The 25,766-nt window shown below is 71.3% G+C and carries 25 protein-coding genes; 7 read left to right on the top strand and 18 right to left on the bottom strand.

The annotated features are described in order from the left end of the window. The first annotated feature begins 337 nt into the window (after positions 1–337). A complete protein-coding gene (locus ACQPXS_RS43495; RefSeq protein ID WP_433454992.1) occupies positions 338–532 on the top strand; it encodes a hypothetical protein in 195 nt (64 codons plus the stop codon). Between the two features lie 39 nt (positions 533–571). On the opposite strand, the gene ACQPXS_RS43490 is transcribed toward ACQPXS_RS43495, so the two are convergent. The 3 genes from ACQPXS_RS43490 to ACQPXS_RS43480 form a co-directional block, all read right to left on the bottom strand. Then, positions 572–1,309 (bottom strand): hypothetical protein, encoded by a 738-nt coding sequence (locus ACQPXS_RS43490; RefSeq protein WP_356313030.1) that lies wholly within the window; start codon positions 1,307–1,309, stop codon positions 572–574. A gap of 118 nt (positions 1,310–1,427) precedes the next feature. Next, positions 1,428–2,048, bottom strand: a complete 621-nt coding sequence (locus tag ACQPXS_RS43485) for a LysE family translocator (protein WP_433454991.1) — start codon at positions 2,046–2,048, stop codon at positions 1,428–1,430. An 89-nt stretch (positions 2,049–2,137) separates the two neighbouring features. Continuing rightward, entirely contained in the window at positions 2,138–3,256 is a 1,119-nt protein-coding gene (locus ACQPXS_RS43480; RefSeq protein ID WP_433454990.1) for a diaminopropionate ammonia-lyase, read from the bottom strand. 111 nt (positions 3,257–3,367) lie between these two features. Between ACQPXS_RS43480 and ACQPXS_RS43475 the strand changes: the two genes are divergently transcribed. Beyond that, positions 3,368–4,288: a LysR substrate-binding domain-containing protein gene (locus tag ACQPXS_RS43475; protein WP_433454989.1), complete on the top strand. Its 921-nt coding sequence runs from the start codon at positions 3,368–3,370 to the stop codon at positions 4,286–4,288. Between the two features lie 14 nt (positions 4,289–4,302). On the opposite strand, the gene ACQPXS_RS43470 is transcribed toward ACQPXS_RS43475, so the two are convergent. From ACQPXS_RS43470 to ACQPXS_RS43440, 7 genes are all read right to left on the bottom strand, one after another. After that, positions 4,303–5,754, bottom strand: coding sequence for a purine-cytosine permease family protein (locus ACQPXS_RS43470; RefSeq protein ID WP_433454988.1), 1,452 nt, complete (start codon positions 5,752–5,754; stop codon positions 4,303–4,305). Between the two features lie 204 nt (positions 5,755–5,958). After that, a complete protein-coding gene (locus ACQPXS_RS43465; protein ID WP_433454987.1) occupies positions 5,959–6,861 on the bottom strand; it encodes a polysaccharide deacetylase family protein in 903 nt (300 codons plus the stop codon). 307 nt (positions 6,862–7,168) lie between these two features. Further along, a complete protein-coding gene (ykgO, locus tag ACQPXS_RS43460) occupies positions 7,169–7,291 on the bottom strand; it encodes a type B 50S ribosomal protein L36 (protein WP_153537567.1) in 123 nt (40 codons plus the stop codon). Between the two features lie 36 nt (positions 7,292–7,327). Continuing rightward, the gene (locus ACQPXS_RS43455) at positions 7,328–7,588 is read right to left on the bottom strand and encodes a type B 50S ribosomal protein L31 (protein WP_433454986.1); all 261 of its coding nucleotides are present in this window, start codon (positions 7,586–7,588) and stop codon (positions 7,328–7,330) included. A 47-nt stretch (positions 7,589–7,635) separates the two neighbouring features. Continuing rightward, entirely contained in the window at positions 7,636–7,800 is a 165-nt protein-coding gene (gene rpmG / locus ACQPXS_RS43450) for a 50S ribosomal protein L33 (protein WP_153537563.1), read from the bottom strand. A 228-nt stretch (positions 7,801–8,028) separates the two neighbouring features. After that, positions 8,029–8,847, bottom strand: coding sequence for an ABC transporter permease (locus tag ACQPXS_RS43445; protein WP_433454985.1), 819 nt, complete (start codon positions 8,845–8,847; stop codon positions 8,029–8,031). Further along, positions 8,844–9,101 (bottom strand): hypothetical protein, encoded by a 258-nt coding sequence (locus ACQPXS_RS43440; RefSeq protein ID WP_433454984.1) that lies wholly within the window; start codon positions 9,099–9,101, stop codon positions 8,844–8,846. The genes ACQPXS_RS43445 and ACQPXS_RS43440 overlap by 4 nt, the downstream gene beginning before the upstream one ends. A gap of 127 nt (positions 9,102–9,228) precedes the next feature. On the opposite strand from ACQPXS_RS43440, the gene ACQPXS_RS43435 reads away from it, so the two are divergent. Next, entirely contained in the window at positions 9,229–9,885 is a 657-nt protein-coding gene (locus ACQPXS_RS43435) for a response regulator (RefSeq protein WP_433454983.1), read from the top strand. A 286-nt stretch (positions 9,886–10,171) separates the two neighbouring features. Here ACQPXS_RS43435 and ACQPXS_RS43430 read toward each other — a convergent pair whose 3' ends face one another. The 6 genes from ACQPXS_RS43430 to ACQPXS_RS43405 form a co-directional block, all read right to left on the bottom strand. Continuing rightward, positions 10,172–11,248, bottom strand: coding sequence for a fatty acid desaturase family protein (locus tag ACQPXS_RS43430; protein WP_433454982.1), 1,077 nt, complete (start codon positions 11,246–11,248; stop codon positions 10,172–10,174). A gap of 113 nt (positions 11,249–11,361) precedes the next feature. After that, entirely contained in the window at positions 11,362–12,375 is a 1,014-nt protein-coding gene (gene gap / locus ACQPXS_RS43425) for a type I glyceraldehyde-3-phosphate dehydrogenase (protein ID WP_433454981.1), read from the bottom strand. Positions 12,376–12,489: 114 nt separating this feature from the next. Further along, positions 12,490–13,452 carry a GlxA family transcriptional regulator gene (locus tag ACQPXS_RS43420; RefSeq protein ID WP_433454980.1) on the bottom strand — a complete coding sequence of 321 codons (963 nt, stop codon included), beginning with the start codon at positions 13,450–13,452 and terminating at the stop codon, positions 12,490–12,492. A 120-nt stretch (positions 13,453–13,572) separates the two neighbouring features. Further along, positions 13,573–15,021, bottom strand: a complete 1,449-nt coding sequence (argG, locus tag ACQPXS_RS43415) for an argininosuccinate synthase (protein ID WP_366488978.1) — start codon at positions 15,019–15,021, stop codon at positions 13,573–13,575. 67 nt (positions 15,022–15,088) lie between these two features. After that, positions 15,089–16,006, bottom strand: coding sequence for a TIGR03564 family F420-dependent LLM class oxidoreductase (locus ACQPXS_RS43410; RefSeq protein ID WP_433454979.1), 918 nt, complete (start codon positions 16,004–16,006; stop codon positions 15,089–15,091). Between the two features lie 6 nt (positions 16,007–16,012). Then, complete coding sequence (locus ACQPXS_RS43405; RefSeq protein WP_433454978.1) at positions 16,013–16,915, bottom strand: winged helix-turn-helix transcriptional regulator; 903 nt, start codon at positions 16,913–16,915, stop codon at positions 16,013–16,015. 94 nt (positions 16,916–17,009) lie between these two features. Here ACQPXS_RS43405 and ACQPXS_RS43400 point away from each other — a divergent pair, with 94 nt between their 5' ends. After that, positions 17,010–17,678, top strand: a complete 669-nt coding sequence (locus ACQPXS_RS43400) for an O-methyltransferase (RefSeq protein ID WP_433454977.1) — start codon at positions 17,010–17,012, stop codon at positions 17,676–17,678. Between the two features lie 127 nt (positions 17,679–17,805). Here the strand turns inward: ACQPXS_RS43400 and ACQPXS_RS43395 are convergent, their stop codons facing one another. Further along, the gene (locus ACQPXS_RS43395) at positions 17,806–19,464 is read right to left on the bottom strand and encodes a penicillin-binding transpeptidase domain-containing protein (protein ID WP_433454976.1); all 1,659 of its coding nucleotides are present in this window, start codon (positions 19,462–19,464) and stop codon (positions 17,806–17,808) included. Positions 19,465–19,725: 261 nt separating this feature from the next. Between ACQPXS_RS43395 and ACQPXS_RS43390 the strand changes: the two genes are divergently transcribed. Both ACQPXS_RS43390 and ACQPXS_RS43385 read left to right on the top strand, forming a co-directional pair. After that, on the top strand, positions 19,726–22,062 hold the full coding sequence (locus ACQPXS_RS43390; protein WP_433454975.1) for a glycosyl hydrolase family 95 catalytic domain-containing protein: 2,337 nt from the start codon (positions 19,726–19,728) through the stop codon (positions 22,060–22,062). 25 nt (positions 22,063–22,087) lie between these two features. After that, entirely contained in the window at positions 22,088–23,986 is a 1,899-nt protein-coding gene (locus ACQPXS_RS43385) for a glycoside hydrolase family 97 catalytic domain-containing protein (RefSeq protein WP_433454974.1), read from the top strand. A 73-nt stretch (positions 23,987–24,059) separates the two neighbouring features. On the opposite strand, the gene ACQPXS_RS43380 is transcribed toward ACQPXS_RS43385, so the two are convergent. Then, positions 24,060–24,650 (bottom strand): TetR/AcrR family transcriptional regulator, encoded by a 591-nt coding sequence (locus ACQPXS_RS43380; protein WP_433454973.1) that lies wholly within the window; start codon positions 24,648–24,650, stop codon positions 24,060–24,062. An 85-nt stretch (positions 24,651–24,735) separates the two neighbouring features. Between ACQPXS_RS43380 and ACQPXS_RS43375 the strand changes: the two genes are divergently transcribed. Then, on the top strand, positions 24,736–25,659 hold the full coding sequence (locus ACQPXS_RS43375; protein WP_433454972.1) for an SDR family oxidoreductase: 924 nt from the start codon (positions 24,736–24,738) through the stop codon (positions 25,657–25,659). Positions 25,660–25,766: the final 107 nt, after the last annotated feature.

The raw sequence follows: 25,766 nt of genomic DNA, 5'->3' as shown, positions 1-25,766 counted from the left end.
CTTGGGCGCCCTGGCGCTGCTCGCCGAGACACCGCCGGAGGCGGTGCGCGAGAACGCCGACGTGGCTCGAGCGCCTCGCCGCCCATCCGGACGACCTGGAGACTGTGGACGTCTACCAGTGTCGCCCGCCGGCTCGACCGGATCGGCAAGAGCCCGGACATCGTCCCCCGCCCAGCCCTCCGGACTCCTGCGGGCCAGGCTCGCCCTCACGGCACGACGGCTGCTCGACGGCTGACGCCGTGGCGTGGGAAGCGGCAGCCGAACTCACCGGGCTGGCTCACTCGTCGGCCGGGCTGCGATGATCAAGCCGACCGCAGGAAGGAACACGAGGGGGGACATGATCATTGTCTTGCTCATCGGTGTCCTGGCACTGGTGATGGGCGGTTGCGCCTGTGTCGTGTGGGCGGAGCTCGGCGGACCCCGCTGGGTTCGTGGAGTCGCGAAGGCGACGCTCCTCGTGGGCGACCTGGTGCGCAGCGCGCACCGGGAGCAGCGCAGGGGCCTGAACAGCGGGGGTGACGACGGAGACTGAGCAGGACGGCACCAGGGACAGTCGACGGCTGCGCTCGGACTATTTCAGGATGTTGACCGCCCGGGCGACCACGAGGACCACCGTCACCAGGGACACCGAGGACTGCAGCATCATCAGCGTCTTCGACCAGCGGGAGAGCGGCATGACGTCGGTCGGGCTGAAGGCGGTGGCGTTGGTGAAGGACAGGTACAGGTAGTCCAGGAACGCCGGTTCCCAGTCCGGCGGGGCCAGCTCCGGGCTCTGCATCTGCACGAAGAGGAAGTCGGGGAACTGGTGCTGTCCCCGGACCCGGGCCATGGGGCCGCCCCGGTCCCACTCCCAGTACCACAGGCCGAACACGATGACGTTCGTCACCCAGATGACACCGCCGGTGAGCAGGAGCGGGACCGCGCTGTCTCCGCCCTTGCCGCTCACCAGGTCCCTCACGAGCCGGACCGCCGCCCAGCCGTTGGCCAGGCTGATGACGCCGGTCAGGGCCAGGCCCAGGTACCGCAGCAGGCGGGTACGGGGCTCCACGCGCCGGGGATTGCCCGCGATCAGTCCGGCCAGCAGCACCAACTCCAGCGCGGGCAGAGCCCAGACCGTGCGCAGGAGGATGAGCCGGTGCGGCAGGATCAGCTGCAGGGCGACGGCGGCCAGGATCACGGCCGTCACCGTCCAGCGCGGCTCACCACGGGTCGCCCGGCGCCAGGCGGGGACCAGTTCGCGTTCGCCGCTCTCCAGCAGCCGCTCGATCCTGGCCAGTCGGCTCCGGGCGTCAGCCATGTCGTCGTTCATGACGAGGATTGTCCCGGCCGGGTGTGCGGCGGCCGGAGCCGGGAGTCCGGTGAGGCGCTCCAGCCTCGGGTGAGCCGATCGTCCCGTGCAGGTCGGAGTCCCGAACCCCATACCGGAATCAGCCGGCCGTGGTCGCGACGACCAGGCCGAAGCCGATGAGTACGACACCGGTCGTGCGGCCGAGCGCGCCTCGGACCCGTGGCTTTTGCAGGAGCGGCGCGGCCTTGGCCAGCAGCAGCGTGTAGCCGCCCAGCCAGGCGACGGTGAGCATGACGTGCAGGAGGACGAGGAGGGTCATGGCCCAGGCGGCGGGCAGGTGCGGCGGGGCCAGGGCCGGGAGCAGCCCGGTGTAGCACACGGCGATCTTCGGGTTGAGGACGTTGCTGATCAGTCCGGTCCGCCACGGGCTCCCGGATCCGTGCGGGGCGCCGGTGCCGGGCACCGCCGAGGGGGCGTGGTGGCTGCGCCGGAGTGCCTGTACGCCGAGCAGCACCAGGTAGCCGGCGCCCAGGAGCCTGACGACCAGGTATGCCGCCGGTGCCGCGGCGAGGGCGGCCGCGAGTCCGGCCACGGTCAGCGCGCCCCAGAGCAGCAGGCCCGTCGCGATCCCGGCGACGGTCCGCAGCGCGTCCGCGGCACCGGCCACCACGGCCCGGCGGGTGACGACCGCCATGTCGGGGCCGGGCAGGAGGGTCAGCAGGCCCAGAACGCCGATCGCGGCCGCGAAGTGGGTCAGCATGCTGCCGGCCTCCTCGCGGGGAGACCGTTCTGCGGGCGTGTCGTACAGGTGCGGTGGATCAACTCGGAGTTCCTTCAGGTGTCGTGTGGTCACCCAGCGGTGCGGTGGGGATTGGCGGACGTGCCCTCGGTGCTCAGCAGTACGACCACCGAGGTCGCGTCAAGCCCGAGTGCCGCTCGGCGCTCGTCCGCGCCGGCGCCGGCCAGCACGGCGTGGAGACCGGCGAGCGCGGCCGCGCCGCAGGGGCCCGAAAAGACCCCGAGGGCCGCGAGGCGCGCGGCCGCGCGGGCACCGGCGGAGTCGGGGACGGCGACGGCGGCGTCCAGCCCGCCGTACAGGAAGGGCCAGGCGAGACTCGACGGGGTGCCGCAGTTCAGCCCGGCCATGGTGGTCTCGCCGGTGGCGACGCTGACGGCCTCGCCCTGGACGAGGCTGGCGAGGACACAGGCCGCAGTCTCCGGTTCGACCGACAGCAGCGCCGGGGCACGTCCCCGGTCGCGGCTGCGGTAGTGGGTGACCACGGCTTGCGCCAGTGAGCCCACGCCCACCGGTACGGAGACGAGGTCGGGCCCCTCCCGCACGCCCCGGGCCGCCAACTGCTCGTCGATCTCGGCGCAGAGGGTCGAATAGCCCTCGACGATCCACCCCGGGATCCGTTCGTGGCCCGGCCACGCGCTGTCCTGGACCAGGACGGTGTCCGGCGTGACGGCCGCCTCGGCCGCACGGCGCACCGCCTCGTCGTAGGGACCCGCGACCTCGGTGACCGTCGCTCCCTCGCCGGCGATCGCCGCGACGGCCCGCGGATGCACTCCGCGCGGCACGAAGACATGGGCGTGCTGCCCGTGCAGGCGGGCGATGCGGGCGACCGCGCGGCCGTGGTTGCCGTCGGTGGCCGTCACCAGGGTGACCGGGCCCGGCCCAAGGCCGGCGGGCGTCCGCTCCGCGAGCACGCGGTGGACCGCCCATGAGGCGCCGAGCGCCTTGAACGCGGGCAGGCCCAGACGGCACGACTCGTCCTTCACGAACACCCGGCCGACCTCCAACTCGGCTGCCAGAGGGGGAAGTTCGGTCAACGGCGTGGGTGCGTAGCCGGGCAGCGCGGAGTGGAAGTCCCGCACCTCGGCGGGGGCGGGCGCGCATCGCCAGGTGCGGACGCCAGGACGCACGGTCCACCGGGGCGCCGGGCGGGAGGAAGGGTTTTCGGGCACGTGAACAGGTTCCGACGGCGCCGTACGATCGGTCCAGCGGATGTTTCCGACCTATAGTCGTCGGAGAAACCGAACGTTCGACCCGACGTTCGCCAGGAGGGTGAGCCGGCGATGTTCGACCTGCACCGGTTGCGCCTCCTGCGCGAACTCAAGCACCGCGGCACCCTGGCCGCCGTCGCCGCCGCGCTGTCGTACGCGCCCTCCTCCGTCTCCCAGCAGCTCTCCCAGCTGGAGGCCGACGTCGGCGTACGGCTGCTGGAACCGGTGGGGCGGCGCGTGCGGCTGACCGAGCAGGCCGAGATCCTCGTCGCCCACACCGAAGCGGTCCTGGAGCGCCTGGAGCGAGCGGAGGCGGACATCGCCGCCTCGCTGTCCGAGCTGACCGGCACCCTGCGCATCGCCTCGTTCCAGACCGCGGCCCTGGCCCTGGTGCCGACCGCCCTGGGGCTGCTGCGCGAGCGCCATCCCCGGCTGCGCGTCCACGTCACCCACATGGAACCCGAGAAGGCGCTTCCCGCCCTGCAGGCCCGCGACTTCGACCTGGTCCTCGCCGAGGAATACCCCGGCAAGCCCAATCCCCGGCCCGCCGAGCTGGAACAGGAGGACCTGCTCGCCGACGCCCTCCACCTCGCGCTGCCCGAATCCGCCGAAACAGCGGAGGCGCGGGGCCCGTTGGCGGTGCTGCGCTCTCTCGAGAGCCATCCCTGGGTGATGGAGCCCGAGGGCACGACCGCCCGGCACTGGGCCATGACCCTGTGCCGCAACGCCGGCTTCGAACCCGATGTACGGTTCGAGACCACCGACCTCCTGCTCCATCTCCGTCTCGTCGAGCAGGGACACGCCGCCGCTTTCCTGCCGGCCCTCGTCTGGGACGGACGGCCGCCGACCGTGCCCCTGCGGCAACTCCCCCGTGGCCGGCGCAGCCGCCGTATCTCCACCGTCGTGCGGCGCGGCAGCAGTCGGCACCCCGCGATCCTCGCCTGCCGGGACGCCCTCGGGCGCGCGGTCGCCCAGCGCACACCGGGGTCGTAGAGCCCCGGCGCGGTTCAGGGCTCGCGGTGTTCGTGGGCCGCCTGCTCCAGCGCCTCCGCCTCGGCCAGGGCGATGCGGGTCTCGGCGGCCACGTCGATCGAGCGGGTCAGCCACCAGTACAGCAGCGCGGAAACGGGAAGGCCGATGAACAGGGAGATGTCGGCTCCGCCCAGCGCCTCGGCGGCGGGACCCACGTACAGGGTGCCGACGGAGAAGAACGGGATCATGGCGGCGAAGCCGACCAGGTAGGAGATGATGCCGTGCCAGCCCCACCGGCCGTAGATGCCGTGCGGGTTGAAGATCTCCGCGATGGCGTAGTGCCCGCGGCGCACGACGTAGTAGTCCATGAGGTTCACCGCGGTCCAGGGGATGAACAGGTAGAGCACCAGCAGCAGGAAGTTGTTGAAGTTCTCGAGGAAGTTGGAGGTCGCGGCCAGTGCGCCGACCAGGGAGAGCGCCGCCGTCAGCCCGATGGTCAGCAGCCGTACGCCCAGGGTCGGCCGTACCCGCTTGAACGAGTCGATGCCGCTGATGAGGGTCAGCGAACCGCCGTACATGTTCAGCGCGGTGACGGACACCAGGCCCAGGGCGGCGAAGAGCAGCACGATCGCGCCGAAGCCGTCGAACACCTTGTCGCCGGCCGCGTTGATCGACTTGATCGTCTCGAAGTCCTTGCCGGCCCAGGCGGCGAGCAGCGTGCCGAGCACCATCAGCCAGATGCCGCCGAGCGCGGAGCCGAAGTACGTCCAGTAGAAGGTCTTGCGGACCGTCACGTCCGGCGGGAGGTAGCGCGAGTAGTCGGAGACGTAGATGGCCCAGCTGATCTGGTAGCCGGCGACCACGCCGAACTGTGCCAGGAACGGCGTCCACTTGAAGGCGCCGAGGTCGAAGGAGCCCGCCGGATAGTGCAGGGTGACGAGCACGCCGACGGTGAAGATCCCGAAGATGATGAGGAAGATGTACGTCAGGAGCCGCTCGGCCTTGTGGATGATGTCGTAGCCCACCAGCGCGATGACGAGAGCGACCACGGTGACCACGACCACCCACAGTTTGACGCTCCCGTGCAGGGTGGTGTGCAGGGAGTCGGCGGCGAGGATGCTGTTGAAGACGTTGAAGCCCGCGTACTGCACATACGCGAAGAGCCACACCAGGAGGGCGCCGACGTAACCGAACTGGGGGCGCGACTGGATCATCTGCGGCAGGCCCAGCTGGGGTCCCTGTGCCGAGTGGAAGGCCATGAAGAAGGTGCCGATGACGGTGCCGGCGACGATGGCCAGCAGGGACCAGATCAGGTTGCCGCCCTCGGTGATGCTGATGAGCCCCACGGCCAGGGTCGCGATCTGGGCGTTGGACATGAACCACAGCGGGCCCAGATGCCAGAGCTTGCCGTGCCGCTCGTTCAGCGGGACGTAGTCGATGGACCTGACCTCCAGGCCGGACACCCTCGGCTCGGCTGATGTGCTCATGACGCCTCCTGGTGGCCGGTCTGCCTGTGGGACACATTGTGATCCGACGTGGCCGCCGTGACGAGTGGTGAGACACGGTCGGCGAGGGCCGTGAGCGGCAGCGGGGTGCGCGTGGCCGCCGCGGGGTGCGGTATCGCGCGTGCGGTCACCGTGCGCGATGGCCGGTGACGTCCGGTACGCCCACACCGGCCCGCCCGTGTCACATCAAGTCCTGTGCAGGGCGTCCGAGAGGCGGACGAAGCGGTGGCCGGTGGCCAGCAGGTGCGGGACGGCGCTTGCGACGCCTCGCGCGGTGCCGCCCTCGGGATGGTTCATGTGGCACAGGACGATGGAACCTCCCCGAGCCGACGCGACGGTGGCGTGCACCTGCTCGGCGTTGAAGGTGGCGCCGCCGTCACCGTTGACGGAGAAGCTGACGAAGCGCTCCCCGAGGTCCGTGACGATGCGGGCCGCGACATCGTCGCAGTACGCGGTGCCGGACCGGAAGAAGCGCGGCGGGGTGCCCAGCAGGCGGGTCAGCTTGGCCCGGTTGCCGGCGATCTCGTCGTACACCTCGCCGGCGCCACGGGTACCGGGAATGCCGTACGCGGAGCGGCCGGTGACGGACAGCGGGCGGTGCCGGGTGCCATGGTTGGCGATCTCGAACAGCGGGTCGCCGGCCAGGCGGTGGAACTCGGCCGGGTTGGCGTCGATCCAGCGGGAATTGATGAACAGCGTCGCCGGGATGCGCCGTGCGCGCAGAAAGCCGATGAGCGTCCGGTCGTAGCCGCTGCCGCCGGGACCGCCGTATGCGTCGAAGGTCAGCGCGATGTCGTGCGCCGTGTGCGGCAGGGAGTGCACGACGCCCGGGGCGTCGAAACCCCAGGTGTGCGGCACCCTGCGCCCGTAGCGGGCCGCTATCTCCGCGCGGGTGACGGGAGGACGCGTGGTGGAGGCCGTAGCCGAGGGGCCGGCACCGGGAGTGGGTGGTGTGGCCGCGCCCGCACCTGTGGCCGGCGCACCCGAGGCGATGGCCGCGGAGGCGCCGCCGCCGTTCTCCGGGCCCGCGCAACCGGCGAGCAGTCCTCCCGCCATGGCGGCCAGCACCACACGGCGGCCAGCCGTCATTCGCTCCCCCAGGGACCTGATCGAAGGCCGTCACCCCCGACAGCCACCCACGACGGCAACCGTATGCAGCGGACCGTCCGCGGCCGGGAAGACGGGGGTAAGAGATCATCGAGAATCGGGAGCGGTCACGGCCGAGGCCGCCCAGGCCAGGCCGGCCGGTGCGCGGGGGTGTCCGGTGACCGGTCGTGGACGAGAGGCAAGGGGAACAGAGCGGCGGTCGGAGACATGCCGAGCCGGACCGGCCGGGCCCGGCCCTGCGCGGGGCAGGGCCGGGCCGTGTCTCGTCCGCTCTTCTCCACGCGGCCGGTCAGCCCTGGCGCGCCTTGAAGCGCGGGTTCTTCTTGTTCACCACGAAGACCACCCCGCGGCGGCGCACCAGCTGGGCGCCGGGCTTGGACTTCAGTGAGCGCAGGGACTTGCGTACCTTCATGACTGGGTTCTCCTCGTGCTCGGGAGCACACGGCGGTCAGCCGCGGGTCGAGGCAGGGCGGCCGTAGCGGCGCTGGAAGCGTTCGATGCGGCCGGCGGTGTCGACGACGCGCGCGGTGCCGGTGTAGAAGGGGTGGCTGGCCGACGAGGTCTCCACGTCGATCAGGGGGTAGGTGGTGCCGTCTTCCCAGACGACGGTCTTCGACGCGGTGGCGGTCGAGCGGGTCAGGAAGAGGGTGTCGGCGGCCCGGTCGCGGAAGACGACGAGCCGGGATTCGGGGTGGATGCCTGGCCTCATGGGTGTGCCTCCTTGTGGCCGTCGGCCCGGGCGGGCGGCGGTGTGCGTCAGCGTTCCTCGCGGAAGGTGACGTGCCGGCCGGCGACCGGGTCGTACTTGCGCAGAACGAGCCGGTCGGGGTCGCTCAGACGGTTCTTGCGCGTCACGTAGGTGACGCCGGTGCCCGCGGTCGACTTCAGCCTGACGACGGGACGCACGGTGCTGCGTGCCATGGAATCTCCCTTCACCCACACGCCGGGATTGACCCGAGCATGTCAGTAATGACTTGAACAGTGCGGGACGCTCCGACATTCCCGATGCTGTCGTGCCGCCGCCCGCCGGCCGAGCGAGCAGGTTCTGACACGATCGTGGAAACCACGCAGGGGTCGCGAGCATTCCCGGGCGTCGTCTGCCGCGCACCGCCTGTCGGGCCCGGGAGCAGCTGGCCCCGCGGGAGCGGATCAGACGTCCCGTTTCCTGACAACGAGCACGGCGACGACGACCGCGATCAGGGGCCACAGCGCGTACACCGTCCAGGAACCGGGGACCGTGGCGGTGAACATGCGGGAGCCGGGCTCTGGTCCCCAGTTCTGGACCAGGCGCTGCCAGGCGGCGACGACCATGGTGTGGTTGGCGTCGGCGGACCACCGCCTGCTCTGTGAGAAGACGGTGGGCAGCATCAGCAGCGTGAAGGCGCAGGTGGCCATGGTCGCCGCGCTGTGCCGGATCAGTACGCCGAGGCCGAGCCCGACCAGTGCGCAGACGGGGGCCAGCAGCGCGGAGGCCACGAGCGTACGCGGCACTCCTGGGTGTGTGATCGAGACCCCCGTGTGCCGTTCGTTCAGGATGGCCTGGGAGACGAGGAAGGAACCGCTGGAGACGACCGTACCGACGGCGGTCCACAGTGCGGCGGTGACGGTCGCCTTGGCCAGTATCACCGAGCCGCGGGCGGGGACGGCCACGGTGGTGGCGCGGATCAGGCCGCTGCTGTACTCGCTCACGACCGTGACGGCACCGACGCACCCGGCGATGAGCATCAGCGTCATGTAGCGGGGCTGCGGATAGGCGTCGAAGGGCAGGAAGTCGGCGGGGCGGCGCACGGTCGTACCGGCCGCCAGATTGCGGTAGTCCGCGAGTGCCGCAACGGCGGCGGACCCCGTCACGAACAGGCCGGCGAATGCGATCGTCCACCAAGTGGAGCGCAGGGAGCGCGTTTTGATCCACTCGGCGGCGACCAGGTCACCGAAGCGGACGCGCGAGGGGCTGGTGAGTGTGGTCATCGGGTGTGTCCTGCCAGGTATTCGACGCTCTCGGCGGTGAGTTCCATGAACGCCTCCTCCAGTGAGGCGGTGCGGGTGGTCAGCTCGCACAGCGGGATCCGGTACTCCAGGGCGAGCGCTCCGATCCGGTCCGCCGGCAATCCGGTCACGACGAGTCGCCCGGCACCCGCCAGGCGCTGCGGACCCTGCGGCTCGACCGACGCCCCGGAGGCGGACAGTACCGCCGCCAACTCCGCGGCCTCAGGGCTGGCCACCACCACACTGCGGCGCGTGCCGCGGGCCGCGAAGTCCGCCACCGGCTCGGCCGCGATCAGCCGGCCCCGGCCGCGTGGTGGCCCGGCTGCCGCTGCCCGAACCGGCCGGCGTCTCGGTGGACACCCGATGAGCGTCCGGATCGTCCTCGCCGACGACCAGCAACTGGTGCGGTCCCGCCTGCGGGTCCTCATGGCCGACCATCCCGATCTGGACGTCGTCGGCGAGGCCGCCACCGGTGAGGAGGCCGTCCAGCGCGTCCGGGAGACCGGCCCCGACGTGGTGGTCATGGACATCCGGATGCCCGGCATGGACGGCATCGAGGCCACGCGCCGGATCACGGCCGGCAACGCGTCGATCCGCGTGCTGATCCTTACCACGTTCGACGAGGACGACCATGTCTACGGTGCGCTCCAAGCCGGGGCCAGTGGCTTTGCCGTCAAGGACATGGCCCTGGACGACATCCTCGGCGCGATCCGCGTGGTCGCCGCCGGCGACGCACTGATCGCGCCGAGTGTGACACGCCGTCTGATCGCGGACTTCGTCGAACGCAGGCCGGCCGCTCCGCGGCACCCCGCCCGGCCGCTCGACGGCATCACCGAGCGGGAACGGGAGGTGCTGACCCTGGTCGGACGCGGGCGGTCCAACACCGAGATCGCGGAAGACCTCTTCATCACGGTGGCCACCGCCAAGTCACATGTCTCCCGGCTGCTCACCAAACTCGATGCCCGGGACCGGGTGCAGCTCGTGATCACCGCGTACGAGGCGGGACTGGTCACGCCGTGAAGCTGAACACGGCTGCTGGAGTCAGGGTGACGTCCCCTGTCGGCGCGGGCGTTGCCGTGGGTCGTGAAGCGGGGCGGGGGTATGCGCCTGGTCGACCCTCGTCGACCTGCGCGCCGCCGGGGCGCCGCTCGTCGGCGCCCTACCCGTCATCGCGGTGCTGCGGCGGCACCCGCCCCGGATCCCGGACCGCACCTACGCCTGGACCTACCCCGCGCTGCTCGGCGCGGTGGAGGTCGCGATGCTGCTCGCGGGCTGAGGCGGGCGAAGAACCGTCGGAGCGCCGTCGTCAACTTGCCCCGCGCTGCCGCCTGATCGGCTCCCCCACCCGGTGCATGTGGGTGAGGGCCTCGCGGTAGGACTGGATCAGGCCGGTCTCGTGGTACGGCACGCCGATCTCCGCGCAGTACTCGCGCACGATGACCTGGGCCCGGCGCAGATGGGGTGTGGGCATGCTCGGGAACAGGTGGTGCTCGATCTGGTAGTTGAGCCCGCCGAGCATCACGTCGGTGAGCCGGCCGCCGCGCACGTTGCGGGAGGTCAGGACCTGGCGGCGCAGGAAGTCGGGCCGTTCGTCGCCGCTGAGGGTGGGCATGCCCTTGTGGTTCGGTGCGAAGGTGCAGCCGAGGTAGACACCGAAGAGGCACTGGTGCACGAAGAGGAACGCGACCGCCTTGCCGGGCGAGAGCACCAGGAACAGCGCGGACACATAGGCCGCGAGGTGAAGGAGGAGCAGGCCGCCTTCCAGGACGCGGTGCTTCATGGCGGGCGAGCGCAGCGCCCGTACGCCCGCGACGTGCAGGTTGAAGCCCTCCAGCGTCAGCAGGGGGAAGAACAGCCACGCCTGGTGTCCCCCGATGAGACGGGCGAGGCCGCGGCTGTCGCGGGCCTGGGCGGTGGACCACACCAGGATGTCCGGGGCGACATCCGGGTCGAGTTCCTCGTGGTTGGGGTTGGCGTGGTGGCGGGTGTGCTTGTTCATCCACCAGCCGTAGCTCATGCCGATGCCGAGATTGCCGAAGAGCCGGCCCCACGTCTCGCTGGGCCGGCCACGCCGGAAGACCTGGCGGTGTGCCAAGTCATGGGCGACCAGGGCGACTTGACCGAACACGAAGGCCAGGAAGGCGGCCACCGCGAGCTGCCACCAGGTGTCGCCGAGCGCGAGGAAGGTGCCCCAGCCCGCCGTCAGCAGCGCGACCACGAGGGTGAGCCGTGCCGTGTAGTAGCCGGGGCGCCGGTTCATCAGGCCGGCCTCGGCGATACGCCGGGACAGCCGCGCGAAGTCGCTGCCGGCTGCGGAGCCGACCGTACGAGAACGGGCGGCCGGCGCCTCGGAGGCGACCGAGGCATGAGTGGAAGTCGTCATGCCGTCGAGTCTCGGCGCGCCCGTTCCGCCGGAACAGCCGGTCAGACCCCCGGCCGGACGGGGGGCTTTCCCTACGACGCCCCGGGTGTTGCCCCCCTGACCGGCCGCTGACCTCAGCCTTCTCGGGAGGTCGGCCCCGCGAGGAGTTCGAGCGTGTCGATCACGCGGTTGGAGAAGCCCCACTCGTTGTCGTACCAGGCGACCACCTTGATGTGCCGGCCGTCGACGCGGGTCAGCGCCGAGTCGAAGATCGACGAGGCCGGATTGCCGGTGATGTCGGAGGACACGAGCGGGTCCTCCGAGTACTCCAGGACGCCGGCGAGCGGGCCCTGCGCCGCGGCGCGGTACGCGGCCAGGACGTCGTCGCGGGTCACGTCCCGGGCGACGGTCGTGTTGAGTTCGACGATCGAGCCCACCGGCACGGGCACGCGGATCGAGTCGCCCGACAGCTTGCCGTCGAGGTTCGGCAGGACCAGGCCGATCGCCTTGGCCGCGCCCGTCGTGGTCGGCACGATGTTGACGGCGGCGGCACGGGCACGGCGGGCGTCGCGGTGCGGGCCGTCCTGCAGGTTCTGCTCCTGCGTGTAGGCGTGCACGGTCGTCATGAAGCCGTGCTCGATGCCGGCGAGTTCGTCCAGCACGGCGGCCAGCGGTGCGAGCGCGTTGGTGGTGCAGGAGGCGTTGGAGACGATCGTGTGCACCTCCGGGTCGTACGCGTCGGTGTTGACCCCGTAGGCGAGCGTGACGTCGGCTCCGTCGGACGGCGCGCTCACGAGCACCTTCCTCGCGCCGGCGTCGAGGTGTGCCCGGGCGGCCTTCGCCGAGGTGAAGCGGCCGGTCGCCTCCAGGACGATGTCCACCCCGAGGTCGGCCCACGGCAGCTGGGACGGCTCGCGCTCGGCGAGGACGGTGATGCGGCGGCCGTCGACGACGAGGGCGTCCCCGTCGACGGTCACGGGCCGGCCGAGCCGGCCGGCCGTGGTGTCGTAGGCGAGCAGCCGTGCGAGGGTCGCGGGCTCGGTGAGGTCGTTCACGGCGACGACTTCGAGGGCGCTGTCGCGTTCCAGCAGTGCGCGCAGCACGTTCCGTCCGATACGGCCAAATCCGTTGATGGCGATACGAGTCACGAGTGGTGTCCCTTCAGTTCCCCTCGGTTCCCCACCAGCGTCGCGTGCCGCGGCCGGGCATGGCCATGTCTTGAGCGCCATGGTTCGCAAGAATCGCGCCAGGGTCGCCCAGGGCTACTCGCCCTGGGTGAAGGTGCGCCGGTATTCGCTCGGGGTGGTGCCGAGGATCTGCTGGAAGTGGGTGCGCAGATTCGTGCCGGTGCCGAGGCCGACGTCGGCGGCGATCTGCTCGATGCTGCGCTCGGAGCGTTCGAGCAGTTCCCGGGCCAGGTCGATGCGGGCGCGCATCACCCACTGCATGGGCGTGTAGCCGGTGTCCTCGACGAAGCGCCGGGAGAACGTGCGGGGTGAGACCGCGGCGTGCCGGGCGAGCACCGTGAGGGTGAGGGGCTCGCCGAGGCGGTGCAGCGCCCACTCGCGGGTCGCGGCGAACCGTTCGCCGAGCGGCTCGGGCACGCTGCGCGGCACGTACTGGGCCTGGCCTCCGCTGCGGTAGGGGGCGGCGACCAGGCGCCGCGCCGCGTGGTTGGACACGGCGACCCCGAGGTCCTTGCGCAGGATGTGCAGGCACAGATCGATACCGGAGGCGGCGCCGGCCGACGTGAGCACGCTGCCCTCGTCGACGAAGAGAACGTTCTCGTCGACCTGGACCCGCGGATGCTTCGCGGCGAGGGCCCGCGAGTAGTGCCAGTGCGTCGTCGCCCGCTTGCCGTCGAGCAGTCCCGTGGCCGCGAGCGCGAAGGCCCCCGTCGAGATGGCGGCCAGCCGGGTGCCACGGGCGTGGGCGGCGAGCAGCGCGTCGACCACGGACCTCGGCGGGTCCTCGCGGTCCGGAAACCGGTATCCGGGGATGAAGACGATGTCCGCCCACGCGAGCGCCTCGAGCCCATGGGCGACGTGGTACGACAGCCCGTCGCCGCCCGCGACGAGCCCGGGCTCCGCCCCGCACACCCGCACCTCGTACGGCATGCTCGCCCGCGTCGTGAACACCTGCGCGGGGATCCCGACGTCGAGCGGTTTGGCGCCTTCGAGAACCAGGACGGCGACGCGTTGCGGACGGGGGGACACGGACGGCACGGACACAGGGTACGAGAGGCTCCGGAGATGCTGCCGGGACCGACGGCATACGACGGCGGACCCCGTCGGGGGTGAACCGACGGGGCCCGCTGTCCAAGGCTGCGCGGCCGGTGAGGGGGGTCAGTCCGTGCCGGACTCCATCGCGGCGCGGTCCAGGGCCTCGTCCTCCTCCGAGACCTCGCCGCGGGAGGCGATCGCCTCGGCACCGCCCTGCGGCATGGCGCCGATCAGGCCGGTGGAGGCGGCCTGGGCGGCGCCGATCAGGGCCGGGTGCTCGGTGCCGACCATACCGAGGCCCGCGTACTGCTCCAGGCGGGCTCGGGAGTCGGCGATGTCCAGGTTGCGCATGGTGAGCTGGCCGATCCGGTCCGACGGACCGAACGCGGAGTCCTCGGTGCGCTCCATGGACAGCTTGTCCGGGTGGTAGCTGAACGCCGGACCCGTGGTGTCGAGGATCGAGTAGTCCTCACCGCGCCGCAGCCGCAGGGTCACCTCGCCGGTGACCGCGGCGCCGACCCAGCGCTGCAGCGACTCGCGGATCATCAGCGCCTGCGGGTCCAGCCAGCGGCCCTCGTACATGAGGCGGCCGAGCTTGCGGCCCTCGGTGTGGTACTGGGCGAGCGTGTCCTCGTTGTGGATCGCGTTGACCAGGCGCTCGTACGCGGCGTGCAGCAGGGCCATGCCGGGGGCCTCGTAGATGCCGCGGCTCTTGGCCTCGATGATCCGGTTCTCGATCTGGTCCGACATGCCGAGGCCGTGCCGGCCGCCGATGGCGTTCGCCTCCATGACCAGTTCGACCGGCGAGGCGAACTCCTTGCCGTTGATCGTCACCGGGCGGCCCTGGTCGAAGCCGATCGTCACGTCCTCGGGGGCGATCTCGACCGTGGGGTCCCAGAACCGGACGCCCATGATCGGCTCGACGGTCTCGATGCCGGTGTCCAGGTGCTCCAGGGTCTTGGCCTCGTGGGTGGCGCCCCAGATGTTGGCGTCGGTCGAGTACGCCTTCTCCGTGCTGTCGCGGTACGGCAGCCCGTGCGCGAGCAGCCACTCCGACATCTCCTTGCGGCCGCCCAGCTCCGTCACGAAGTCGGAGTCCAGCCAGGGCTTGTAGATCCGCAGGTGAGGGTTGGCGAGCAGGCCGTAGCGGTAGAACCGCTCGATGTCGTTGCCCTTGAAGGTGGAGCCGTCGCCCCAGATCTGCACGTCGTCCTCGAGCATCGCCCGGACCAGCAGGGTGCCGGTGACCGCGCGGCCGAGGGGCGTGGTGTTGAAGTAGGCACGGCCACCCGAGCGGATGTGGAACGCGCCGCAGGCGAGCGCGGCCAGCCCCTCCTCGACCAGGGCCGCACGGCAGTCGACCAGGCGCGCGATCTCGGCACCGTAGGTCGTCGCACGGCCGGGTACCGAGGCGATGTCGGGCTCGTCGTACTGGCCGATGTCGGCGGTGTAGGTGCACGGGACGGCGCCCTTGTCGCGCATCCACGCGACGGCGACCGAGGTGTCGAGGCCGCCGGAGAAGGCGATTCCGACGCGCTCGCCGACCGGAAGGGAAGTGAGGACCTTGGACATAGGAAGAGTATGCATCATTACGCATGCCCATGCATAGCCCGACTCCACAACCGGCATGTGAGGTGGCTCAGCCGTCCGCGAGTCGGCCGAGCAGCTTCCAGGTACGGCGCTGGTCGGCCTCGCCGCCCAGGTCGGTCGCGGTGAACACCACCTCGGTCGCTCCGGCCTCGCGGTAACGCTGTACCTCGGCGGCCACGGTCTCCTCGTCACCGATGACCGCGAGGTCGGCGGCCCGGGTGCCGCCGGACAGCTCGATCACGCGCCGGTAGGACGGGAACCGCTCGTAGAAGGAGAGCGTCTCGGTCGCGGCCTCGCGTACCGCCTCGACGTCGGCGGTGACGACGCCGGGCACGAAGGCGACGACACGCGGTGCCGGCCGGCCCGCGGCCTCGGCCGCGGCGGTGACGGCGGGGACGATGTGGTCGGCCAGGGCTCGCGGGCCGGCCAGCAGGGGAAGGATGCCGTCCGCCAGTTCGCCGGAGACGCGCAGGGCCTGCGGTCCCATGGCGGCGACGAGGACGGGCACCGGCGGCTCGGCGCCCGGTACGGACGCGGGCAGCACGGTGGTGGCGGTCAGCAGCTCACCGTGGAAGTCGGCGCTGCCCGTCTCCAGCAACGGGCGCAGGGCGGTGAGGAACTCGCGGAGCCGGCCGACGGGACGCTCGTACGGGATGCCGAAGCCGGTCTCGGTCAGGTGCCGGGTGCCGAGTGCGAGCCCCAGGTGGTAACGGCCGCCGGTGGCCGCCTGGGCCGTCTGGGCCTGGCCGGCGACGATCAGCGGATGGCGGCCGAAGACCGGGATCGCGGCGGTGCCGACCTGGAGGCCGGGCACTTCGCGTCCGACGATCGCGGCCAAAGCCGGGGAGTCGTAGGAGAAGGTCTGCCCGAACCACGCGGAACGCAGCCCGGCCTGACGGGCCTCACGGGCGAGCCCCACCAGGGTGTCGATCGGGTTCTGGAGATTGAGCGCTACTCCGATGGTCATGCATGGTCAACCGGCAGACGCATGACCGGCGTTCCGGCCGGCGACGGCGAGGGTGAGCGCCTGTTCCACGGCGGCGGGGATGTCCGTGACCGGGAACAGAGCGTGCCGTACGGTCCGGTCGGGTCCGATGACGAGGATGAGCCGCTTGATACGCAGGTCCTGTCCGGCCCGGAAGGTCGGCAGGCGCAGGCCCGCGGTGAGCTGGAGGTGGGCGTCGGACAGCAGCGGGAAGGGCAGGTCCTCGGCCCGCGCGAAGGCGGCCTGCTCCTCGGGCGTCTGGGTGCTCACACCGTGGACGGCGACGCCTGCGGCCTCGAGCTGCGGCCAGGCAGCGCGGAATTGACGGTTTTCCAGAGTGCAGCCCGCGCTGCCGGGGATCGGCGGCCCGGCAAGGCCGGCCGGGACCCCGGGGATGCCGGCCGCGGGGTAGGCGAACAGCACCGTCGGGCGGGGGGCGGCGGCCACGGGGTCGTGCGAGCGGCCGTCGGTGCCCGGCAGCCGGAGACCGACGGGTACGGTCTCACCGACGAGCGAGGCGACCCGCTGGGCCTCCGCCCCGTGGTCCGGGGCCTCGCCGGTGAGCGTGCCGTCGCCGAGCAGCCACCGGTCGGCCCAGTCCTGCAGCGCCACCAGGACCGGAACCAGGCCGCGGCCCTGTTCGGTGAGTACGTACTCGTAGCGGGGCGGTCGGTCCTGGTACGGGCGTCGCTCCAGCACCTGGTGCTCGGTCAGGGTGCGCAGCCGCTCGGTGAGGATCTTGCGGGAGACGCCCAGTTCACCGGCGAGCCGGTCGAAGCGCACATGGCCGCGCGCGATCTCCCGCAGGACGAGCAGGCTCCACCAGTCCCCCACCACCGCCGCGGCCTGCGCGATGCCGCAGGCGTCGTCGGCCACCCGCCGTGAACTCATCGTCGCGCTCCCCAGGCAAAGCCATTGACAGGCTGTCGGACCCCCATAGTAGGTTCCCATTCGGAACTTGGTAAGTGTCGAAAGGGAACCTACTATGCCCCAGCGGACGTGGACCGCGGTCGACGACTACTTCAACGGTCTGCTCGTGAAGGAGGACGACGCCCTGCTCTCGGCCGCCGGGGACAGCGATGCCGCGGGGCTCCCGGCGATACAGGTGGCCCCCAACCAGGGCAAGCTGCTGAACCTCCTCGCCCGGATCCGGGGCGCCCGCCGCATCCTGGAGATCGGCACCCTGGGCGGCTACAGCACCATCTGGCTCGCCCGGGCCCTGCCGGACGACGGCCGCCTGGTCACGCTGGAGAGCGACCCGCACTACGCCGCCGTCGCCACCGCCAACATCGCCCGTGCCGGGCTGGACCGCCTCGTCGACATCCGCGTCGGCAAGGCCCAGGACACGCTGCCGGTGCTCGCGGCCGAGGAGGCCGGCCCGTTCGACCTGGTCTTCATCGACGCCGACAAGCCCTCCAACCCGGAGTACCTGGAGTGGTCCCTGAAGCTCACCCGTCCCGGGAGCGTCATCGTCGGCGACAACGTGGTGCGCGAGGGCGCCGTCACCGAGGCGGCCAGCGACGACCCGCGCGTCCAGGGGGTGCGCCGCTTCACCGAACTCATCGCCCGGCACCCGCGGTTGACCGCCACCACCCTGCAGACGGTCGGCTCGAAGGGGTACGACGGCTTCACCCTCGCCCTCGTCACCGGGTGAGTGAGCGACCGGCGGGGTGAGCAACCGGCGGGGTGAGCAACCGGCCGGCCGGCGCCGGCACGCCGGCTGCGGCCAAGGACCCGGCCCTTGGGCAGGAAGGATCACCGTCCTGCCCAGGGACCGACGTTCAGCTGCCGGTCAGCAGCCGTCGTACGACATAACCCGCCGAGTCCACACCCGAGCTGCCGCCTTCGACGAGCGCCGCGACCGAGATACGGGAGTTGTAGGCGGTCAGCCAGCCGTTGGTGTGGTCCGCTTCCTCCGCGGTGCCGGTCTTGGCGCCGACTCCCACCAGTCCGCCCAGGCGCGGTGCCGCCGTACCGCTGGTGGCGACGTTGCGCATCATCGACTGCAGATAGCCGGCCGTGCGGGCGGAGATCGGCCGGGACGCCGTCTGCTGGTGCTGGCCCGGCAGGATGATCGGCTGGTGGAAGCCCGCGCCCCGGACGGTGGCCGCCACGGAGGCCATGAACAGGGGCGTGGCGGTGACCTTGCCCTGGCCGATGAACTGGGCCGCCTGGTCACCGCCCTGGACGTCCGGCGGGATGCTCGGGTCGGTGGTGGCGACCCCGCCGCCGATGGACCAGCTGCCCATGCCGAAGACGTTCACCGCCTCGTCGTTCAGGGCGGAGGCGTCTCCGTTGTGCACGAGGTAGCGGAAACCGTCCTTGATGAAGGACGTGTTGCACGACACCGTGAACGCCTGGGCGAGCGAGGAGCCGGGGTTGGCCCGCACCCCCGAGTCGTTGTGGAACAGCTGGCTGTTGGCCATCTGCGAGTCCTGGCACGGCGCCGGGCTGCTCGGCGTGAGACCTGCCTTGTCGAAGAGGGCCGCCGAGGTGATGATCTTCATGGTGGAGCCGGGGGACTTGATGCCGTTGATGGCGATGTCGCCGTCGTCGCCCGAGTGCGCGATCGCCAGGATGTGGCCGTTGCGCCAGTCCAGTGCCACGGTACCGGCGGGCTTCTGCTGGAGGTGGGCATCCTTCACGGCGCGCTCGGCCACCGCCTGGAGGCCGGCGTCGATGGTGGTCCTGACGACCGCCGGGCGGCCCTTGGTGAAGACCTTCAGCGTCTCCACGCCCGTGCCGCCGCCGTCGACGACCGCCACGCCCGTCCCGGGGCTGCCGCCCGTGGGCTTCGCGTTCTCGCCGATCGTGGCGGCGATGTCCCGCAGTGACGCGAAGCCGGACAGGTCGGTCTTGCCGTCGCTCGCCACGACCTTGGTGCCGCCCGCGCCGGCCGGCAGCTTGCCCGCGGTCAGCGACTGGCCGTCGGCGAGGCCCGGATAGAGCACCGAGTTGTTCCAGTGGACCGCCGACCGGCCGTTGGCGCTCTTCAGCACGGCCACCGCACTCGGGTAGCTCCAGGTGCCGCCCGCAACCTGAGCGGTCACGTCGAAGGTGACCTTGGTGGCACCCGGCGTCACCGACGAGGCGCCCACCGACACGATGTTACCGAACGACAGCTTCTTCAGGTTGAGTCCGTCGGCGTAGTCGCGCAGTGCCTGCGAGGCCGTACCCGGTAGGTCGGTGTCGCTTGCGGCGCCGTCCAGGTGCTGCCGGGACCAGCTGTCCAGGAACGCGCGCGCCAGCTTCACCGCCTCGGCGTCCGACGGAGGCGTGCTCGACAGCGCCGACGGGTCGAAAGCGCGCGCGTCCTGGGAGCCTGCGTCACCCGACGAGCCCGAGGTCAGGCTGTGCAGGATGTTGTACGTACCGAATCCCCCCAGAGCGAGCAGCGCGGTGCAGGTACCGGCCAGGCCGATCTTCACAGCTCTGTTCATACGCAGGATCGTATGTATGTTCCATGAAAGTGCGTGCCGATCGTCGGTAGATCGTTATCGGAATGTCAAGGTCCTTCGCGGCGCGGGCCCGGGCCCGCCGAAGGCGGCCCGGGGCGCCGTCCTCGCGCAACACAACTACCGCCATACATCGGATGTGTTGAGCAACAACGGTTACCGAAATCATTGACACGCGCCTTAGCCATCCCTACGGTCCCCGATACACCCGATGTTTCGATGAGCCGTCAGGTTTGGAGGGCGACGATGACCTCGCAGCCGGAGAAACGCTCGCCGGTTCCCCGCAGATCCGTACTCGGTACCGCGCTGGGCGGAGCGGCGATGGCGGCGCTGCCCGGGACGGCCCGGGCGGCGCAGTCCGAAGGGACGGGGCCGTCCGGTGGCGCCGGACCGGCGGACGAAGGCACCGGCCGGCCCTGGAGACTGCGCGACACCATGACGTCCGACAGCGCGTGGGAACGGTTCCTGCGCGGCCAGGACCTGCTGTGGACCAGGCTGCCGACGCTCTGGTACGAGGGCCCGTTCCTCGGGGACGGACTGCTCGGCAGCATGGTCTACCAGGAACCGGGCGCCAACCGGATCCGTTTCACCGCGCAGCACGGCCGAGTCCAGGACCACCGGCCCGAGTTCGGCAGCGGGTGGGGCACCTGCCGGCTTCCGGTCGGACATCTCACGCTCGATCCGGTCGGCACCATCACCGCCGTCGACTGGCGGCTGAGCCTGTGGAACGCCGAACTCACCGGCACCGTCACCACCACCGTCGGCACCCTCACCCTCTCCGCCCTCATCCACGACGAGGTCTTCGCCGCCCGTGTGACGGCCGCCGGCGGCGAGAAGGTCACCTGGACGTTCCACCCCGAGGAGGCCATCAGCCCCCGCAAGATCCAGGAGGCACCGCCCGCCGGCTACACCGGCAACCCGCCCTGGACCACCCGGACCACCGACGACGGCACCGCACAGGTGCTCCAGCCCCTGTCCGGAGGCGGCCAGACCGCGACCTCGTACCGCCGTTCTGGCGACGACCTCCTGCTCAGCGTCGGGCACAGCTTCCCCTCCGCCACCGCCGCCGAGGCCGACTCGCTGCGCAACCTCCGGCGCGCGCCCTCGTACGACGTCCTGCGGCGCCGGCACACCGCCTGGTGGCACGCGTTCTACCGGAAGAGCTTCGTGTCGTTCCCCGACCAGCGGCTGCAGAGCTTCCACTGGATCCAGCTCTACAAGGTCGCCTCCGCCAGCCGCGCGGGCGGCCCCGTGATGGCCACCTCCGGGCCGTGGCTGGAGCCCACGCCCTGGCCCGCGGTCTGGTGGAACCTCAACGTCCAGCTGGAGTACTGGCTCATCCAGGGCTTCAACCACCCCGAACTCGACTCGCTCGCCACCACGCTGCGCCAGAACCAGGAACAGCTCGTCGCCAACGTACCCGCCGCCTACCGCTCGGACAGCTCCGGCATCGGCCGCAGCTCCGACATGTTCGCCAACCGCGGGGTGGGACAACCCGGCACCGGTGCCGAGACCGGCGACCTCACCTGGGCGCTGCACAACGTGTGGCTGTCCTACCGGCACTCCATGGACGAGTCCCTGCTGCGCGACACGATCTACCCGGTACTGCGCCGGGCGATCAACTACTACCTGCACTTCCTCACCCCGGGCAGCGACGGCAAGCTCCACCTGCCCAGCACGCTCTCGCCGGAATATCCCGTGGTGCCGCCGCAGGACACCAACTACGACCTGGCCCTGATCCGCTGGGGCTGCCAGACGCTCCTCGATTCCGCTCAACTGCTGCGAATAGACGACGAGTCGAAACCGCGTTGGCAGGAGGTGCTGGCCCGGCTCACGCCGTACCCGGTCGACGACGACGGCTTCATGATCGGCGCCGACACCCCGTACGCCCAGTCCCACCGGCACTACTCGCACCTGCTGATGGTGTACCCGCTCCACCTCGTCAACTGGGACCAGCCCGAGAACCGCGACCTGATCACGAAGTCGGTGGTGCACTGGCACGCGCTGACCGGAGCCCACCGGGGCTACAGCTACACCGGCGCCGCCTCGATCTACGCGATGACCGGGGACGGTGACACCGCGATCGGCTACCTGCGGAAGTTCTTCGACCCCAGCACCCGCTACCCGTGCCGCGCCAACACCCACTACACCGAGGCCGGTCCGGTGATCGAGACACCGCTGTCCGCCTCGCAGTCCCTGCACGACATGTTCTGCCAGAGCTGGGGCGGCGTGGTCCGGGTGTTCCCGGCCGTGCCGTCCGCCTGGAAGGACCTGACCCTGCACAACTTCCGCGCCCAGGGCGCCTTCCTGGTCAGTGCCGTGCGCAAGGGCGGTGCCACCCGGTTCATCCGGGTCAGGAGCCTGGCGGGCGAACCGCTGAAACTCCGGCACGGGCTGAGCGGGACCCTCACCGCGGTGCTGGACGACGGCACCCCGGCCCACTCCCGGGACCTGGGCGACGGCACCCTCGCCATCGACCTGCCCAAGGGCCGCGAGGTGCTCGTGTACGCCGGTTCCCGGCCCGACCTCGTCATCGCCCCCGTCGCCGTCAGCGAGCCGGGCCCGGCGTGGGGCCTGCCCTAACCACCGACCAGAAGGGAGGGTTCTCATGGCTGTACCACCGACCAGAGCGAGAACCGTGGTCGCCGCGCTGTGCGCCGGGCTTGCGGCCACGCTCCTTGCGACCGTGCCCGCCCGGGCCGAGCAGCACGAGCACGTCTGGGCCGTGTCCGAAGCGGCGCACGCGCCCCGGGCCCGGATATCCCTGGACGACACCACCGGCACGCTGACCCTGTCGGTGTCCCGCGAGGGCCGTACGGTCATCGAGCCGTCGCCCCTCGGTATCGTCACCGAACAGGCCGACCTGTCACAGGGGTTGCACTTCGTGCGGCGCAACGACCGTACGATCGAGGAGCGTTACCGGGCGAAGTCCGGAAAGCGCCTCGACCGCAGGGTCCACTTGCACGAGAGCCGGCTGTCCTTCGCCTCCGCCGCCGGCGCCCGCCTCGACCTCGTGGTCCGCGCCTCCGCCGACGGCGTCGCCTACCGGTACGTCCTGCCCACCGGGTACGGCGACGTCCTCGGCGAGACCTCCGCGTTCAACCTGCCGCCGGACGCGAGCGCCTGGCTCGGCGCCTACCGGGTGGACAACGAGGGCCAGTTCAACCAGTACACCGCCGCGACCGCACCCACCGGCGAGTACTCCGACCAGGCCCTGTTCGCCACCGACGGCGGCTACGCCCTGCTCGCGGAGTCCGACCTCACCGGCACCTACTCCGGCGCCCGGCTCGCCCACACCCAGGGCACCGGCACCTACCGCGTCAAGCTCGCCGACGACCGGGTCCACACCGACGGACCCCTCACCACTCCCTGGCGGGCGATGGTGACCGGCGGTCTCGCCACCGTCACCCGGTCCACCTTCACCGACGACCTCGCCCCCGCTTCCCGGGTCGCCGACACCTCGTGGATCCGCCCCGGAACCGTGCTGTGGACCTGGCTCGCCGGGGGACGCGAGGCCGGCCAGAGCCTCGCCGCGCAGAAGGCGTACGTCGACTACGCCGCCGAGCGGCACTGGCCGTACGAAGCCGTCGACGCCGGCTGGTACTTCAAGTCCGACGCGTGGGACACCACCGATCCGGACTGGCAGACAGACAGCTGGCTCCCCCGGCTCGTCGACTACGCACGCGCCAAGGGCGTCGGGATCGTCGTCTGGATCCACCAGCGCGACCTGGACACCGCCGAGGAACGCGCCCAGTGGCTGCCCACGCTGGAGCGGTGGGGCGTCAAGGGAGTCAAGATCGACTTCATGAACTCGGAGTCGCAGTCGATGCTCCAGTGGTACGACACCGTCCTCCGGGAGACGGCCGCCCATCACCTCATGATCGACTTCCATGGCTCCACGATCCCCAAGGGCATCCAGCGCACCTGGCCGCAGGTGATGACCATGGAGGGCGTCGGCGGCGAGGAGAAGCGCACCAACACGGCCGTCCACCTCACCACCCTGCCCTTCACCCGGAACGTCATCGGCTCCATGGACTTCACGCCGGGCGGCTTCCAGCGCGTCGGCCAGCGCCCCGACTCCGACGCGGCCGAGGCCGGACTCACCGTCGTCTACGAGTCGGGGCTCCAGATGTTCGCGGGCACACCCGAGTCGTACGACACCCGGCCACTCGCCCGCGGCTTCCTCGAACAAGTCCCGGCGGCCTGGGACGACACCCGGCTGCTCGCCGGCCATCCCGGTCAGGAGGCCGTCCTCGCCCGGCGCAGCGGCGACCGCTGGTTCCTCGGCGGGGTGTACGCGGGCGCCGCCCGCACCGCCGAGGTGCCGCTCTCGATTGGCCCCGGGCGCTGGCTGGTGGAGACGATCCGGGACGGAGCCGACGGACTCGTCCAGGACCGGCGGGTACTGAGCGGCGGCGAGACGTTCAGCGTCGACATCACCGCGAACGGCGGTTTCGCCGGCATCGCCTGTCCCTGGCATCCGGGCATCACCACCTGCTACCGCTGAACCCTCCCGTCACCAACGGCCGAACTGCCCTGCGCCGACAGGGCGGTTCGGCCGCACGCACGAGGGGGACGGGTCAGCGCCGGCTGCCGTGTGCCGCCTGGACGCCCGAGGTCACGGCCTTCAGTTCGGCCAGTGACTCCCGGATCAGCTGCCGCATGGGGCGTTCCTCGCCCGGTGCGATCCAGCGTTCGAAGGCGACCTTGAAGACGGCGACGCCCGCCTCGGCGGCCAGGCTCGCGGTCGGCTCCGCGATGCCGCGGCCGCGCAGGCTGGCGGCGAGCGCGGCCGCCATCGAGGCGAGTTTGATCAGCTCGCGCTCCTGGAGTTCGGGGTTCGCGGTGATCACGGCGTGGCGCCGGCGCGCGAACTCGCGCCGGTCGGTGAACGCCTCGGCGACCGCGTCCAGGCCGGCGGACAGCGCGTCGAGCGGCACCGCGCTCTCCGGGGCGTCGGCGACCGTCCGCACGATCAGCTCCTCCAGCTCACCCGCGCCGGAGAACAGCACCTCGCGCTTGTCGGCGTAGTGCCGGAAGAAGGTCCGCTCCGTGAGCCCGGCCCGCTTGGCGATCTCCGCGACGGTGGTCTGCTCGTACCCGTACTCGGCGTAGAGCTCCAGTGCGGCTTTCGCCAGGCGTCCGCGCGCGTCCGGCTCCCATCTACCCATGCCGAGATCTTACGTGATGACAGAGACTGACATCGGGTGTAGCGTCTATGACAGTCACTGACATCGAATTGTCTGAGGTCTCCTCATGCGCATCTTCGTCACCGGCGCTTCCGGCTGGATCGGATCCGCCGTCGTACCCGAGCTCATCGAGGCGGGGCACCAGGTCGTCGGGCTCGCCCGCTCCGACGCCTCCGCCGCCGCGCTCACCGCGGCGGGCGTGGAGGTCGTCCGCGGCACCGTCGACGACCTCGACCTGCTGCGGGACGCGGCCGCCGCGTCGGACGGGGTGATCCACCTCGCCTTCAAACACGACATCGCCTTCAGCGGCGACTTCCAGGGCGCCGCCGAGGCCGACCGCCGCGCCGTCGACGTCTTCGGCGAGGCGCTCGCCGGCAGCGACCGGCCCTTCGTCCTCGCCTCCGGCCTGGCCGGTCTCGCACCCGGGCGGGTGGCGACCGAGCGGGACATGGCCGGGTTCGACGGTTCGACCGTCTCGATCCGCGCCACCACCGCGCAGGAGGTGCTGGCGTTCGCCTCACGCGGCATCCGCTCCTCCGTGGTACGGCTCTCGCCGACCTGTCACGGCGAGGGGGACAACGGATTCATGTCGACACTGGTCGCCATCGCCCGGGAGAAGGGCGTCTCCGGCTACATCGGCGACGGGGCCAACCGCTGGCCGGCCGTCCACCGCCTCGACGCCGCGCATCTGTTCCGTCTGGCGGTCGAGCGGGCCCCGGCCGGATCGGTGCTGCACGGGGTCGCGGAGGAGGGCGTCGCGATCCGTGACGTCGCCGAGGTGATCGGCCGGCACCTCGACGTGCCGGTGGTCTCCGTGGCACCCGAGGCGGCGGCCGGGCACTTCGGCTGGATGGCCGGCTTCATCGGCCTCGGCCTTCCGGCGTCGAGCACGCTCACCCGCGAACTGCTGGGCTGGAAGCCGACCCACCCGAGTCTCCTCGAAGACCTCGACAAGGGCCACTACTTCCACGCCCCTGCCGCCGGCGCCTGAGGGACTTCGCCGCCTCAGGGGAGGGCGATCGGCACATCGCCGGGCTCGGCACCCCGGCCCGGCATGCCGATCGCCACCGGGCCGAGGCCTGCGACGGCCGCCCAGCC

It is taken from the genome of Streptomyces sp. CA-142005 (genome assembly GCF_050942335.1).
Taxonomy (GTDB): Bacteria; Actinomycetota; Actinomycetes; order Streptomycetales; family Streptomycetaceae; genus Streptomyces.
Note: the sequence above shows the minus strand (reverse complement) of the source record. Positions and strands in the feature narration are given on the sequence as shown.